Here is a 14,655-nt window from a genome sequence, read left to right as displayed (position 1 = left end):
CTCAGCGGGGGACCGGCACGGTGGCCAGGATGCTCTGCAGCACGTCGTCGGCCTGCACGCCGTCCATTTGGGCCTCCGGCCGCAGGCCGACCCGGTGCCGCAGCGCCGGCAGGGCCATCGCCTTGACGTCGTCAGGCGTGACAAAACCGCGGCCGTTCAGCCACGCCCACGCGCGCGAGGTGTTGAGCAGGGCCGTGGCGCCGCGAGGCGAAACGCCCAGCTGGAACGACGGCGCCGAGCGCGTGGCCCGGACCAGGTCCACGATGTAGCCGACCACCTCCGGCGCGATCGCCACCCGGGCCACGGCGGCCCGGGCCTGGACCAGGTCCCCGGCGGAGGCTGCGGCCCGCACCCCGGCGCCACGCAGGTCGCGCGGGTCGAAGCCCTGGCTGTGGCGGCGGATGATTTCGATTTCCGCGTCCCGGTCGGGCAGGTGCATGGTGAGCTTCAGCAGGAAGCGGTCCAGCTGGGCTTCCGGCAGCGGGTAGGTGCCCTCGTATTCCACCGGGTTCTGCGTGGCCGCCACGATGAACGGTTCGGGCAGCTTCCGGGACAGGCCGTCCACCGACACCTGGCGTTCTTCCATCGCTTCCAGCAGCGAGGCCTGCGTCTTCGGCGGCGTCCGGTTGATTTCGTCGGCCAGGAGGATGTTCGTGAACACCGGGCCCTCGCGGAAGCGGAATTCGGCGGTGTGGGTGTCGTAGATCATGGAGCCGGTGACATCGCCGGGCATCAGGTCGGGGGTGAATTGGATCCGCTTCGTGTCCAGGCTCAGTGCGGCGGAGAGCGAGCGGACCAGCAGCGTCTTGGCGACGCCGGGCACTCCTTCCAGCAGCACATGCCCGTGCGACAGCAGGGCGATCAGCATCCCGGTGACGGTGGCATCCTGGCCCACCACTGCTTTCGCCACCTCGCTGCGGACGTCGTGCAGCGTCTGGCGCAGGCGGTCGTCGTCGGCAGGTGGCGTGGCGACGGCCGGGCCCCCGCCGTAGTGGGATGACTGCTGCTGTCCTGGCTGATCGCTCATCGGTGCATTATCTCTTTCTCTAGCTGCTGCAGTTCTTGTGCCCAGGTCGCCAACCGGGCTTCGGTGCCGGGTGCCTCGTGGCGCAGGAGGCGCTCCACGTCCGCCCGCGGGCGGCTGCTGTCCCGGGCTACCGCATCGACGACGTCGGCGCTGGCGGCGCCTGCGGGCAGCCGCAGGTGGGCGGCGAGCCGGGTCAGGGTGGCGGCGCGCAGGTTGTCGGCTGCGTGGTTCACGGCCTTGGCGCTCTGGTAAAGCCGGGCACGGCCCTCGATCGTCTCGGCCGAGCGGACCACCACCGGCAACGGCTCGGACACCAGCGGTCCGAGGCGGCGTCCGCGCCAGAACATCGCGGCGACGCCGACCCCCATGAGCCACAGGGACACCGGGAGCACCCAGCCGGGCAGCAGGCTCAGGGGGTTGACCGCTTCGTCGGACACCGGAAGGTCCTCCAGTCCCGCCCGGTACCACACCAGCCGCTCGGTGGCTCCCAGCGTGCGCAGTGCCAGCGCGGCGTTGCCGGCGCGGACAACGCCTTCGTTGCTGAGCACGTGTCCGGCGCCGAGCACGATGGTGCCGCCGTCGTCGGACACCACGAAGGGGGCCGCGTCCTCGGCGGGTGTCTCGAAGGCGAAGCACAGCTCGCCGCCGCCGCGGTAGGCCAGGCCGCCGCGGGTGATTTCGCCGGCTGCGGCGGGACCGGGCACGCCGCAGCCGGCCGCGAGGTTGCCACCGTCGGCAGGGACGACGCCGGCGGCCCGGACGCCGGGGGCAAGTGCCCGCAGCGCCTCGAAGCCGGGCTCGAGCAGCACGACGCGGGCGGCCCGCTCCTTCAGGGGTTCCAGCTGCCCGGTGGTCAGGTAGCCGTCCGGGTCGTGGATCAGCAAGGCGGCGTCGCCTGCCTTCAGCTGGTCCCGGGTTTCCTGCAGCGAATTCGTCGCGGTCACCTGCACGCCCTGCTGGCGGAGCACTTCGGCCACGGCCTTGGCCCCGTTGGGCGCGGCGTTGCCGGGGGAGAGTTCGGCGCGGTCGGCGGCCGGGCCGCGGAGCAGCTCCAGCGCTACCACGCCGCACAGCAGCACCAGCAACAGGAGCCAGAAGCTCCACCGGCGCAGCCGGTTGCGCAGCGTGGACAGCACCGAGCCGCCGTCGCCGATGGTTTCGGGCAGGGATCCGGGCGCGCCGCCGGTTCCGGTGGCGCCTCCGGCGAAGCCGCCGGGTGCTGCAACCGCCGGATCCGCGGCGCCGGCGCGGCTCATCGTGGAACCGCCAGCGGCGCCGGGCTGCTGCCGCCCGGGTGCGGCGTCGCCACGGCCAGGGCATCGTCCAGGGCTGCCAGCCGGTCGACGTCCTCACGCGTTGCCGGCACCTTGCCGTACCGCACGGAGTCGAACCGGGCGGCGGCATCACGCAGCCGCCCGGCCTCGGTGCTGAACGCGGCGGCGATGCCGGCGGCCGCTTCGTCGGCGGTGCGGCCCGGCTGGGGGTCCAGAACCACCCGCTCTTCCATCGATCGCACCAGCGCGCGGAACCGCTCGGTCAGCGCCGAGTCCCAGTCGCCTTCCGCCGCGGCAGCCCGCGAGTTCCTGCGGTGCTCGTCGGCTGTGAGCGGGACGGCGCCGTCGAACATCTCTGCCGCCGCCCGGCGGCGGGCGTTGCGCCGCGGTTTGACCAGCCACACGGCCGCGCCGATCAGCAGCAGAGCAGCCAGGACCAGGACCAGCGTGCCGAGATTGGGGGTGAAGCCATTGAGCTGGGCGATCAGCTCCGCCAGCCAGTCGAGGACGGCCTGCAGCACCGATTCCAGGACTCCGGGGCGGGCATCCTGGTATTCCTCCTTGGCCAGTTCGCGGACCAGCAGTTCACGTGCCTCTTCCGGTCCCGGCTCCACCGGAACGTCGAAGGGGACAGCTGCGAAGCCCCGCGCCACGCCCATGGGGTTCACGATCATGTGGACCATGGACCGGATGGCCCGGGAACCGCGGGGCCGGGCGCCGCGCCGGTGCCGAGTCCCGGGATGGTCCGGGTGTCCTGGCCGCCGGAGGCTTCATGCTCGCGCAACAGCACCACGTCGAACCCTTCGCGGCGGATCCGCAGGTCGATATAGACCAGGGCGATCACGGCCGCTTGGAAGGCATAGCCGATGGCCGAGAAGATGGAAGACAGCAGCATCGATACCAGCGTGAGCGGCCCCATGGTCGCCAGCATGCTCTCGGCCGATGTCGGATCGCCGAGCAGGGGACCGGCGAGTCCCACGATGAACGAAATCGGCATGCTGACCACGGAGGTGATCACCGTGACGATGATGGTGCCCAGGAGGATGATGCCGAAGGTCCGCCACCAGCTGCGGTCGGTCAGCTGCCACGACCGGGCAAGCGCCCTAAAGAGCGGTGCGCGTTCCATGATGATGACCGCGGGCGCCAGCATCAACTTGATGCCGATCCAGACCGACACCGCCGTCAGCCCGAGGATGATCAGCACGATGAGCCAGGCCGAGGACACGCCGAGCTGGTCGGCCAGGAAGAAGGAGCCGGCGATGATCGCGACCAGCGCAGCGGCAGTGAGCGCCAGGTAGAGCAGGGCCAGCCCGACCAGCGCGCCGATCCGGCCCTTCGCGAGCGCGAACATCAGGCCAAAGCCGGTTTTCTGGTTGACCGCGGCCCGGGCCGTGGGAATGGCAAGGACGCCCTGCAGGACCAGGATCCCCACCCCGGACAGCAGGCCAAGCACCAGGGAAGAGATGATGATGGACAGGCCGAAGGCCACCGCGGACTCATCCGTGAGTTCCTCGTTCGCCATGACCTGCAGGCCGCCGAAGGCGGAGATGATCAGTCCGCCGACCAGCCAGGCCAGCGCGCTGACCACTACCTGGAGCAGCACCGCCGTCCCGAAGACCGCCGCGGCGTTCTTGCGGGCAGCCTGGAAAGCGCCGTCGAGGATTTCGCCGACGCCGAGCGGACGCAGCGGGATGACGCCCGGTTTCGGTGGAGCAACATAGCCGCGGTAGGGGCCCGGGCCGGCAGGGGCCGGCCAACCGCCGCCTGGCTGGCCCGTCCAGGCAGGCTGCCCGGGCCAGCCTCCCGGCTGCTGCCCGCCGGGCCCGGGCTGTCCCCACTGCGGCTGCGGGTTCCACCCGGGCTGGGCGGGCGGAGGCTGCTGGCCCCACCCGGACTGGGCGGGCGGAGGCTGCTGGCCGGGCGGCGCCCCCGCGGGTTCCGGCGCGCCGGGCGCGGGCTGTCCCCACACCGGCTGCTGCCCCCACGCCGGCTGGCCCGGCGCCTGGCTGTTGGAGCCGGCGGAGTTGGAGCCGGAGCCGCCGGGGCCCTGGCCTTGCGGATCCCTGCTGTCGTGCCCGGCGTCGTTGGCCCCGTGGCTCATCGCGTCCCGTCTTCCTCGTCTCGTGTCGCCGACGGCGGGAGGCCCCCGGCGAAGTGTTAACCTCTCATCAGCCTATAGTTTCGGTCCGCCAGTTCCTATCATCCCGGCGCGGGCCCGGCCGTGGGCGCGCTGTCGGTGTGCCCTGTGCGTCGTTACGCCAGGGATGAGGTGAATAGGGAACAATAGGGAGATATGAAGGCACGCATTCTGGTCGTAGACGACGACGAGGCCCTGGCCGAAATGATCGGCATCGTGCTGCGCAACGACGGATTCGATCCGGTGTTCTGCGCGGACGGCGCCCAGGCCCTCGAGGTCTTCCGCAGCAGCAAGCCGGACCTGGTGCTGCTCGACCTGATGCTCCCGGGGCTGGACGGGATTGAGGTCTGCCGCCAGATCCGGGGCGAATCGGACGTTCCCATTGTCATGCTGACGGCCAAGTCGGACACCTCCGACGTGGTCCGTGGCCTGGAATCCGGTGCCGACGACTACGTGCCCAAGCCGTTCAAGCCGGCAGAACTCGTGGCCCGGGTGCGCGCCCGCCTGCGGCCGGGAGACCAGCGGGCACCGGAGACCCTGCGGATCGCCGACGTGGTGATCGATGTTGCCGGGCATGTGGTCCACCGCGGGGACGAGAAGATCTCGCTCACCCCGCTGGAATTCGACTTGCTGGTGGCCCTGGCCCGGAAACCCTGGCAGGTCTTCACCCGCGAATTGCTGCTGGAGCAGGTCTGGGGCTACCGCCACGCCGCAGACACCCGACTGGTCAACGTCCACGTCCAGCGGCTGCGCTCCAAGATCGAACGCGATCCGGAAGCCCCCGAAGTGGTGCTCACGGTACGCGGCGTCGGCTACAAGGCCGGCCAAGGGTAAGTGGAGCCGGTTCTCAGCCGGTGGACAGCCAAGCTGAAGGCGGCAGCTGAGGCCGCTTGGCATGCCACGCTGCGGGCCCGCGAGTTCCTGAACCGGAAATGGCGGCGGTCGCTGCAGTTCCGCACGGTGACGGCCGCCGTCCTGCTCACCGCCTTCGCCTTTATGGGCGTCGGCGCGTTCCTCTCCAGCCAGATAGCCTCCGGGCTCTACCAGGAGCGGGTGAACCAGGCGGAGGCCGAGTCCCGGCGCGGGCTTTCCCAGGTCAAGACGATCTTCGAGAGTTCATCTGCCAGCGACCGTTCGACCGTCTCCAGCATGGTGGCGGACACGCTGAAACTGCTGGAAGGCACCGGCGCCGAAGCGCCGCGCTACTACCTGCTGACGCCGCTGCCGGGCGGCCAGAACCTCTACGTGTTCAGCCAGTCGAACACCTCCATCACCGCCAACATCATCCCGGAAGGGCTGGCCCAGGAAGTCGCCACCGGCACCGGGCAGTACCGCCAGGCGCTCGCCCTGCCGGTGGGCGACAGCGACGTCCCCGCGATCGGATTCGGCACCAAGGTGTCGCTGCCGCCGGGCAATTCCTATGCGCTGTACCTGATCTACGACCTCTCCTCCGTGCAGCAGACCCTGGACTTTATCCACCGGGTGCTCTGGATCGGCGGCGGGTTGCTGCTGGTCCTGGTCGGCGGCATCGTCTGGCTGCTGACCCGCGCCGTGGTGCACCCGGTGAGCCAGGCGGCGATCGCGTCGGAGAAGCTGGCGGCAGGACAACTCCAGGAGCGGCTGGAAGTTCGGGGCGAAGACGAACTCGCCCGGCTGGGCGCCTCCTTCAACCACATGGCAAACAGCCTGCAGGAGCAAATCACGCAGTTGGCCGCGCTGTCCGAAATGCAGCAGCGGTTCGTCTCCGATGTGTCGCACGAACTGCGGACGCCGCTGACCACGGTCCGCATGGCCGCGGAGGTGCTGTACGAATCGCGCAGGGACTTCGATCCGATCAACGCCCGCTCCACCGAACTGCTGTACAACCAGGTGGAGCGTTTCCAGGCGTTGCTGGCCGACCTCCTGGAAATCTCCCGCTTCGACGCCGGTGCTGCCGCGCTGGACGCGGAGGCGACCGATTTGGTGGAGATCGCCCGCACCGCGCTCGACGCCGCCCAGCCGTTGGCGGACAACAGCGGGTCGGAGCTGCGCCTGATCGCCCACGAGCCGCGCTGCATCGCGGACATGGACCGCCGCAGAATCGAACGCATCCTGCGCAACCTGATTGTCAACGCGCTGGAACACGGCGAGGGCAAACCGGTGGAGGTGACGGTCGGGGCAACCGACGACGCCGTGGCGGTTTCGGTCCGGGACTACGGCATCGGGATGACGCCCATGGAAGCCTCCAGGGTGTTCGACCGCTTCTGGCGCGCCGACCCGGCCCGGGCGCGGACCACCGGCGGCAGCGGCCTGGGGCTGTCGATTTCCACGGAGGATGCCCGCCTCCATGGCGGCTGGCTGCAGGCGTGGGGGGAGCCGGGCAACGGTGCCTGCTTCCGGCTCACGCTGCCGCGGCATAGCGGCGGCACGCTCACGCATTCGCCGCTGCCGCTGCCGCCGGCCGGTGCCTCGGCGTGGCACGGGCAGCTGGTGGCCGAGAATGTGCTCCTCGAACAGCAGGAGGAAAACGGTGTTCCGGATCCCAGCTGACCCTGCCCGCCTCGCCCGGCTGCGCGCCGTCGTCCTCATGCTCTGTGCCATGCTCGCGCTGGTCTCCTGTTCCTCCATCCCGATGTCAGGGCCGGTGGGCACAGTCCAGGCCGATTCGGGCGAAACCGGGGGGACCGGCTACACCTTCAACCCGCCGGGGCCGTCGCCGGGGGACACCCCGCAGCAGATCGTCGCCGGCTTCATCCAGGCGGGCACGGCCACGCAGGACGACTACCGGATCGCGCGCGAATTCCTGGCTCCGGACCTGGCCGGCGAATGGCAGCCGGTGCAGCGGACGCTGGTGTACCGGAACGTCGTGAGGATTGTCGGGTCGCCGTCCGAAACCGAATTCGTGCTTCAGGTGGAAGTCGATACCACGATCAACGAATCGGGCGTCCGGACCCAGGCCGAGGAAGGGGCCACCGAGTCGCTGCCGGTGGAACTGACCCAAGTGGACGGCGAATGGCGGATTTCCAGCGTTCCCGACGGAACCATGGTCTCCACGGTGGACTTCCGCAGCTTGTTCTCTCCGTTCAACCTGTACTACTACGACCCGACATACACCTATGCCGTGCCGGACGTCCGCTGGTTCGCCAACCGGCAGGGCATTTCCGCGGCCATCGTGGCCGCCATGCTGGAGGGGCCGGCACCGTACCTGGCCGGCGCCGTGATCAGCGCCTTCCCGGAAGGCTCGCAGCTGGTGCGCCGGGCCGTGCCGATTGAATCCGGTGCCGCCAGCGTGGACCTCTCGGCCGAAGTCCTGACGGGCACCACGTTCCTGCGCCGGCAGCAGATGCAACAGCAGCTGGAACTGACGCTGGGAGGGCTGAACACTGTCTCCACCGTCCAGATGACGGTGGACCAGCGGGAAGTGGATCTGGGCAACTCGCCCGATCCGCAGTTCCAGGCCGCGGTGACGGACCCCGCGGTCGGCAATGTGCAGATCGGGGTCCTGGACGAGGAACTGGTGTTCTACGAGGGATCGCGGCCGGTCAAGCCGGAGGGCCTGCCGTCCGTCGAACGGTTGCGGCCGCGCGAACCGGCGATGTCGCTGGACCAGGAACGCTTTGCTTTCCTGACCGCCGAGCGCGACCGGATGTTCGTGATCGGCGGGGACCGCCGCGCGGTGGAGGCGGCATCCGGAAGCAACCTCACCGGACCCAGCGTCGATCCCTTCGGCTGGGCCTGGGCGGCGGCCGGAGACGGCAGCGGGAAGGTCTCCGCGGTTTCCATCGAAAAGCCGGACGAAGCGGTCGCGGTCAGCGCCCAATGGCTGACGGAACGGACCGTGACCGAGCTGCAGATTTCCCGTGAAGGCTCCAGGGCGCTCATCACCACCCGTGAAGGCGAGAGCACTTCGGTCTATATCGCCGGCGTCGTCCGCGACCAGGACGGCAGGCCACGGGGCATCACCACGCCCAAGCGGCTGAACCCCTCGGTGCCGGTGGACTCCGGCGTCTGGGCCGACGAAGACACCGTCGTCGTCATGCAGGCCTCGCCCGAAGAAGCGGTGACCGCGGAGGTGCTGAACCTGGACGGCAGCACCCTGCGGACCGCGCCCCTGCAGGGGATGGTGGAGATCAGTGCCGGCAACGGCGACCAGGATGTGTACGCCCAGACCAACGAGATGCTCTACATCCGCGTCGGCAACAGCTGGGCCCCGCAGCGCAATTCGCCGCTGGTCATCGACCCGTCCTTCCCGGGGTAGCCCTCCCTCCACAGCCGCCGCGGTCCGGGCCGTCTCCACATCCGGTGTCAGGTCACCCCGGGCGTGGCCGGGCGCGGCAATGCTGGAGGCATGGCAGGGACCCGCTCATGAGGACGACGGCGGACGTGGGCGCCGGGCTGGACAGGCTGTATTTCAGCCCGGCCGCCCAGGCGCTGCGCATCTGGACCGGACAGTTCGGCCGGCTGCTGCTGCCGACCGACTGCGTGGCCTGCGGTGCGCCGAATTACGTCCTGTGCGCTGCCTGCCGGCGGCGGCTGCGGCGGTCGACGGTGCGCCCGATGGCCGTGGAGCAGGACGCCGACTCCTTGCCTTTGGACGAGGCCGGCCGGCCGCTGCCGGTGACCGCCGGGGGGCCCTACCGGCGGGAACTGTCCCAGGCCGTGCTGGCCTTCAAGAATCACGGACGGACCGAGCTGGCCCCGGTGCTGGCCGTCGTGTTGGCCGGAGCCTTGGACGCGGCCGCGGCACGGGCCGGCCGGCCCGCCGCAGGGGTGCTGGTCCCGGTTCCCCCGCGCGGGAGTTCCCGCCGGCGCCGCGGCTACGATCCGCTCCAACTGCTGCTGTCCCGCCTGGCACGGCAAGGCCTGCTGCCGGCCGGCCTGCAACTGCTGCCCGCCGTCCGCCAGGTGGACCCGGTGCGGCGCCTGCGGCGGCCGGGTTCCCCGGGCGGGCAGAAGGCGCTGGGCCGGTCGGCGCGGCGACGGAACGTTGCCGGCAGCATGGCCGTGCCGCCGGGGTACGCACCGTTGATCGCCGGGAGGTGCTGCCTCCTGGTGGACGATGTGCTCACCACCGGCGCCACGATGGGTGAGCTGGCCCGGGCGCTGCGTGCCGCCGGCGGACTTCCCCTGGGCGGGGCGGTGTTGGCAGCCGCCTCGGCTCCCGCCGGACCCGCCGGTGGATGTGGGGGCGGGGGGGGCCGGACCCCCGTCCTCATGAGCGCGCGGTGGGACGCGTGGTGTAACGATTACGCCCCAGCCCGTGCACGGGCCGTCGGAGTGCCCCAGGACATCGTCGGGAAATGTTGTAGATATTCGTGGGTAAAGGGTGAATAAAAGGTGTCAGTGATCTAACGTGAGGTATGGGCTCCCGCGAGGGAGGCAACCCGTCTTCAGCGGCTGAAAGGAGTTCCTCTTTCGGTCGCTGTTGTGTCATCTAGGCAATTATGGAGGGCACCATGGAATTCAACATCAACGGCCGCAACCTGTCCGTTTCGGACCGGTTCCGCGAGTACGCTGAGGAGAAGATCTCCAAGATCGAGCAGCTGGGCGACAAGGTCCAGCGGCTTGATGCCAAAGTCACCAAAGAGGCCAATGCCCGCAATGCCGAAAGCTCGATGACCGTCGAGCTCACCGTGCTCGGACGGGGCAGCGTGGTCCGCGCCGAGGCCAAGGCCGCGGACAAGTTTGCAGCTTTCGACATTGCCTATAACAAGCTTTTGGAGCGCCTGCGCCGCGCCCGGGACCGCCGCAAGGTCCACCACGGCCGCCACACCCCGACCGCCGTCCACCAGGCCACCGCCACGCTGGAACCGGCCAGCACCGACGTGCCGCTGCATGAAGAGGCGCTGGCTGCGGCGACTGCCCAGGACCAGGCCGAGGATCGGACCGGCTACGAGATTGACAATGACGTTCCCGCCGGAGACTCGCCGGTGCTGATCCGCCGCAAGGTCTTCCCGGCCGCGGCCATGACCCTCGACGATGCCGTGGACAACATGGAACTGGTGGGACACGACTTCTACCTGTTCATCGACAAGGCGACGGACGCTCCGAGCGTCGTGTACCGCCGTCGCGGCTGGACGTACGGCGTGATTACCCTCGATGCCGACTGCAGCGCCGAAGAAGCCAAGGCGCGCGAAGAGGTGCTGGCCTACCGCTCGTCGGCGGGCGCGAAGGCCTGACTGCCGCCGCGGCTGCCTAGTATGAAGGCATGACAGCCCGCATCACTCCGGCCCAGGCCCGCCGCATCGCGCTGGCGGCGCAGGGACTGGTTCAGGAACGGCCCACCGGCCTTGTCACGGCAAGGCAGGTGGGCCGGACCTTTGACCGGCTGCGGCTGCTGCAGATTGACTCCGTGAACGTGCTGGTGCGCTCGCATTACCTGCCGTTTTTCTCCAGGCTTGGCGGCTACGACGTCGACATCCTCCACCGGTTCGCGGGGAAAGCGCCGCGCCGCATGATGGAGTACTGGGCGCACGAAGCCAGCTATATCAAGCCGCAGGATTTCGCCGACCTCCGCCAGTGGCAGCGGCGCCGGTGGGTTGGCGCGACCGGAATGGACCCGGACCTCGTCCGGGACCTGACCGCGAAGATCCTGGACACCCTTTCCGCCTCGCGTGGCCTGACCGCCCGGGCGGTCGCCGACCGGATCGGTCATGACGCGCACCAGCCAAAGACCGACTGGGGCTGGAACTGGAACGCCGTCAAGCGGGTGCTGGAGGCCCTCTTTGAAGAGGGGCTGGTCAGCGCCGCCGCGCGCACTCCGCAGTTCGAACGGCTCTACACCCTGACCGAAAGGGTGCTGCCCGCCCCGCACGACGCACAGCACCGGCCCGATCCGGAGCAGGCGATGCTGAGGCTGATCGAGGCCGCAGCGCTGGCTCACGGAATCGGGACCATTAAGTGCTTCGCCGACTACTTCCGGGTGCCCGCGCGGGCCGCGGCCGGGGCGGTGCGGACGCTGCAGGCGGCCGGAAAGCTGGAAGCGGTGCAGGTGGACGGCTGGAGGGGAGACGTGTACCTGCACGCCGAGGCAGCCCGGCCGCGCCGGGCCACCGGCAGGGCGCTCCTGAGCCCCTTCGACTCGTTGGTGTTCGAACGCCAGCGGGTGGAGCGCCTGTTCGGCTTTCGCTACCGGATCGAAATCTATACGCCGGCGCCGAAGCGGACCTACGGCTACTACGTCCTGCCGTTCTTGCTGGGGGACCGGTTGTGCGCCCGGGTGGACTTGAAAGCGGACCGGGCCTCGGGCAGGCTCGTGGTCCGGGCCGCGCACGCCGAGGCCGAAGCTCCGCCCGGGACCGCTGCGGAGCTGGCAGCCGAGCTCGCCCTGATGGCCGACTGGCTGGCGCTGGACACCGTCGTCGTCGAGGAGAGGGGCGATTTGGCCGCCGTCTTGGCCCGTGAGGCAGCGAAACGGCCAGCGGGAACCAAAACGGTGCGGGACTCGTCTCTCACGTAGACTGAACAAGCCAGATTTCTGCGCAACTGACTGGGAGCAATGTAGTGCCAACGATTCTCGAGCGTGTGCTTCGTACCGGCGACAAGAAGACGCTAAAGAGGCTGCGCGGCTACGCCGATGCGATCAACGTCCTGGAAGAGGACTTCAAGTCCCTCACGGATGCCGAGTTGCGCGCGGAAACCGACACGCTGAAGCAGCGCTACCAGGACGGCGAGCTGCTGGACGACCTGCTCCCCGAAGCCTTCGCCGCTGTCCGGGAAGCCGCCAGCCGCACGCTCGGCCTGCGCCACTTCGACGTCCAGCTGATGGGCGGCGCAGCACTGCACATGGGCAACATCGCGGAGATGAAGACCGGTGAAGGCAAGACACTGGTGGCCACAGCGCCGGCCTACCTGAACGCGCTCACCGGCAAGGGCGTCCACGTGGTGACGGTCAACGACTACCTGGCCGAGTACCAGTCCGACCTGATGGGCCGCGTCTACCGCTTCCTGGGCCTGACCAGCGGTTGCATCCTCTCAAACCAGAACCCGGCGACGCGCCGCGAACAGTACGCGGCGGACATCACCTACGGCACGAACAACGAATTCGGCTTTGACTACCTGCGCGACAACATGGCCTGGAGCCGTGATGAACTGGTGCAGCGCGGACACCACTTCGCGATCGTGGACGAGGTCGACTCGATCCTGATCGACGAGGCCCGTACCCCGCTGATCATCTCCGGGCAAGCCTCCGGCGACGTGAACCGCTGGTACACCGAATTCGCGCGCGTCGTGATGCGGCTGAAGGACACCGAGGACTACGAAGTCGACGAGAAGAAGCGCACCGTCGGCGTGCTGGAGTCCGGCATCGAAAAGGTCGAGGACTACCTCGGCATCGACAACCTGTATGAATCTGCGAATACGCCGCTGATCGGGTTCCTGAACAACGCCATCAAGGCCAAGGAGTTGTTCAAGCGGGACAAGGACTACGTGGTGCTCAAGGGCGAGGTGCTCATCGTCGACGAGCACACCGGCCGTATCCTGGCCGGCCGGCGCTACAACGAAGGCATGCACCAGGCGATCGAGGCCAAAGAGGGCGTCGAGATCAAGGCCGAGAACCAGACGCTGGCCACGGTGACCCTGCAGAACTATTTCCGCCTCTACGGCAAGCTGTCGGGCATGACCGGTACCGCCGAAACGGAAGCGGCCGAGTTCATGAGCACCTACAAGCTCGGCGTGGTTCCGATCCCGACGAACAAGCCGATGGCCCGCCTCGACCAATCGGACCTGATCTACAAGAACGAAGTCGCCAAGTTCGACGCCGTCGTGAAGGACATCGCCGAGCGCCACGAAAAGGGCCAGCCGGTCCTGGTGGGCACCACCAGCGTGGAGAAGAGCGAGTACCTGTCCAAGCAGTTGGCGAAACAGGGCATCCGGCATGAGGTCCTCAACGCCAAGAACCACGCCCGGGAAGCGGCCATCGTCGCGCAGGCCGGCCGCAAGGGTGCCGTCACGGTGGCGACCAACATGGCCGGCCGCGGTACGGACATCATGCTCGGCGGCAACGCGGAATTCAACGCCGTGGCCGAGTTGGAACGCCGTGGACTGGACCCCGCCGCGAATCCCGAGGAATACGAGGCAGCCTGGCCCGGCGCCCTGGCGGCGGCCCAGAAAGCCGTGCAGGCCGAACACGACGAGGTCAAGGAGCTCGGCGGGCTCTACGTGCTGGGTACCGAACGGCATGAATCGCGGCGCATCGACAACCAGCTCCGCGGCCGCTCCGGCCGCCAGGGCGACCCGGGCGAATCGCGCTTCTACCTCTCCCTGACCGATGACCTGATGCGGCTGTTCAACTCGGGGGCGGCCGAGCGGATCATGAACTCCTCCCGCATGCCCGACGACGTGGCTCTGGAGTCCAAGATGGTTTCCAAGGCCATCCAGAACGCCCAGGCACAGGTCGAGGGCCGCAACGCCGAGCAGCGCAAGAACGTGCTGAAGTACGACGACGTGCTCAACCGGCAGCGCGAGGCAATCTACAACGACCGGCGGCGGATCCTGGAAGGCGACGACCTGCACGAGAAGGTCTCGTTCTTCCTCGAGGACGTGGTGACGGCGATGGTCAACGAAGCCACCATGGAGGGCCATGGCGACGACTGGGACTACGAGCAGCTGTGGACCAACCTCAAGCAGCTTTACCCGATCGAACTGACGATCGACGAGGTGCTGGAGGAAGCCGGCGGTCGCTCGAGAGTCACGGCAGACTTCCTGCGCGCAGAGATTGTCTCCGATGCCAAGGTCGCCTACGCGCAGCGTGAGCAGACACTCGGCTCCGAGACCATGCGCGAACTGGAGCGGCGCGTTGTGCTCTCGGTGATCGGCAGGAAGTGGCAGGAACACCTCTACGAGATGGACTACCTCAAGGAGGGCATCGGCCTGCGGGCCATGGCCCAGCGCGATCCGCTGGTCGAATACCAGCGCGAGGGATTCGTGATGTTCCAGGCCATGATGGAGTCCATCCGTGAAGAGAGCATTGGCTATCTCTTCAACCTCGAGGTTCAGGTGCAGCAGCCTGCCGCGGCGACTGTCCCCGGGGTCGCAGATGCCCGGGCGGCGGCGGGGCCGCAGATCACTGCGGCAGGATTGGAAGCTCCGCAGCGCCCGGTTGCCCTCCAGTTCACGGCGCCCAGCGCGTCCGGGGAGGCCGAGACGCGGGTCGAGCGCCAGGCTCCGGCCAAGGCGGCAGGTCCTGCCAGGGACAAGCGGCCCGCCAAGAGCGGCAAGCGCCGGAAGTAGTTTCGGGT

General features: G+C 68.9%; 11 protein-coding genes. 7 read left to right on the top strand and 4 right to left on the bottom strand.

Annotation, left to right across the window (positions count from 1 at the left end):
* Window position 1: 1 nt before the first annotated feature.
* Genes AC5RV3_RS07915 through AC5RV3_RS07900 form a run of 4 tightly spaced genes read right to left on the bottom strand, consistent with a single transcriptional unit; the run spans window position 2 to window position 4,402 of the window.
* Window positions 2–1,027, bottom strand: a complete 1,026-nt coding sequence (locus AC5RV3_RS07915) for an AAA family ATPase (RefSeq protein WP_494121650.1) — start codon at window positions 1,025–1,027, stop codon at window positions 2–4.
* Entirely contained in the window at window positions 1,024–2,283 is a 1,260-nt protein-coding gene (locus AC5RV3_RS07910) for a DUF4350 domain-containing protein (protein ID WP_494121649.1), read from the bottom strand. Before AC5RV3_RS07910 ends, AC5RV3_RS07915 begins: the two co-directional genes overlap by 4 nt.
* Window positions 2,280–2,975 (bottom strand): DUF4129 domain-containing protein, encoded by a 696-nt coding sequence (locus AC5RV3_RS07905; RefSeq protein WP_494121648.1) that lies wholly within the window; start codon window positions 2,973–2,975, stop codon window positions 2,280–2,282. The genes AC5RV3_RS07910 and AC5RV3_RS07905 overlap by 4 nt, the downstream gene beginning before the upstream one ends.
* Window positions 2,972–4,402 (bottom strand): glycerophosphoryl diester phosphodiesterase membrane domain-containing protein, encoded by a 1,431-nt coding sequence (locus AC5RV3_RS07900; protein ID WP_494121647.1) that lies wholly within the window; start codon window positions 4,400–4,402, stop codon window positions 2,972–2,974. The genes AC5RV3_RS07905 and AC5RV3_RS07900 overlap by 4 nt, the downstream gene beginning before the upstream one ends.
* Window positions 4,403–4,594: 192 nt before the next feature.
* Between AC5RV3_RS07900 and mtrA the strand changes: the two genes are divergently transcribed.
* The 7 genes from mtrA (at window position 4,595) to secA (ending at window position 14,647) form a co-directional block, all read left to right on the top strand.
* Entirely contained in the window at window positions 4,595–5,272 is a 678-nt protein-coding gene (mtrA, locus tag AC5RV3_RS07895; RefSeq protein WP_493989146.1) for an MtrAB system response regulator MtrA, read from the top strand.
* Window positions 5,273–6,967, top strand: coding sequence for an MtrAB system histidine kinase MtrB (mtrB, locus tag AC5RV3_RS07890; protein WP_494121646.1), 1,695 nt, complete (start codon window positions 5,273–5,275; stop codon window positions 6,965–6,967).
* On the top strand, window positions 6,948–8,675 hold the full coding sequence (locus AC5RV3_RS07885) for an LpqB family beta-propeller domain-containing protein (protein ID WP_494121645.1): 1,728 nt from the start codon (window positions 6,948–6,950) through the stop codon (window positions 8,673–8,675). Before mtrB ends, AC5RV3_RS07885 begins: the two co-directional genes overlap by 20 nt.
* 107 nt (window positions 8,676–8,782) lie before the next feature.
* On the top strand, window positions 8,783–9,751 hold the full coding sequence (locus tag AC5RV3_RS07880; protein WP_494121644.1) for a ComF family protein: 969 nt from the start codon (window positions 8,783–8,785) through the stop codon (window positions 9,749–9,751).
* 122 nt (window positions 9,752–9,873) lie between these two features.
* Window positions 9,874–10,596: a ribosome hibernation-promoting factor, HPF/YfiA family gene (hpf, locus tag AC5RV3_RS07875; RefSeq protein ID WP_494113701.1), complete on the top strand. Its 723-nt coding sequence runs from the start codon at window positions 9,874–9,876 to the stop codon at window positions 10,594–10,596.
* Between the two features lie 29 nt (window positions 10,597–10,625).
* Window positions 10,626–11,876: a winged helix-turn-helix domain-containing protein gene (locus AC5RV3_RS07870; protein WP_494121643.1), complete on the top strand. Its 1,251-nt coding sequence runs from the start codon at window positions 10,626–10,628 to the stop codon at window positions 11,874–11,876.
* A gap of 44 nt (window positions 11,877–11,920) precedes the next feature.
* A complete protein-coding gene (gene secA / locus AC5RV3_RS07865) occupies window positions 11,921–14,647 on the top strand; it encodes a preprotein translocase subunit SecA (protein WP_494121642.1) in 2,727 nt (908 codons plus the stop codon).
* Window positions 14,648–14,655 lie beyond the last annotated feature (8 nt).

Source organism: Arthrobacter sp. Y3221114 (assembly GCF_059092625.1).
This window is presented reverse-complemented; position numbering and strand designations above follow the sequence as displayed.

Bases quoted from the DNA above. Each gene is read 5' to 3' on its own strand.
- AC5RV3_RS07870 (WP_494121643.1), top strand. From the start codon at position 10,626: ATGACAGCCCGCATCACTCCGGCCCAGGCCCGCCGCATCGCGCTGGCG.
- AC5RV3_RS07915 (WP_494121650.1), bottom strand. From the start codon at position 1,027: ATGAGCGATCAGCCAGGACAGCAGCAGTCATCCCACTACGGCGGGGGC.
- AC5RV3_RS07910 (WP_494121649.1), bottom strand. From the start codon at position 2,283: ATGAGCCGCGCCGGCGCCGCGGATCCGGCGGTTGCAGCACCCGGCGGC.
- mtrA (WP_493989146.1), top strand. From the start codon at position 4,595: ATGAAGGCACGCATTCTGGTCGTAGACGACGACGAGGCCCTGGCCGAA.
- hpf (WP_494113701.1), top strand. From the start codon at position 9,874: ATGGAATTCAACATCAACGGCCGCAACCTGTCCGTTTCGGACCGGTTC.
- AC5RV3_RS07900 (WP_494121647.1), bottom strand. From the start codon at position 4,402: ATGAGCCACGGGGCCAACGACGCCGGGCACGACAGCAGGGATCCGCAA.
- AC5RV3_RS07905 (WP_494121648.1), bottom strand. From the start codon at position 2,975: ATGATCGTGAACCCCATGGGCGTGGCGCGGGGCTTCGCAGCTGTCCCC.
- AC5RV3_RS07880 (WP_494121644.1), top strand. From the start codon at position 8,783: ATGAGGACGACGGCGGACGTGGGCGCCGGGCTGGACAGGCTGTATTTC.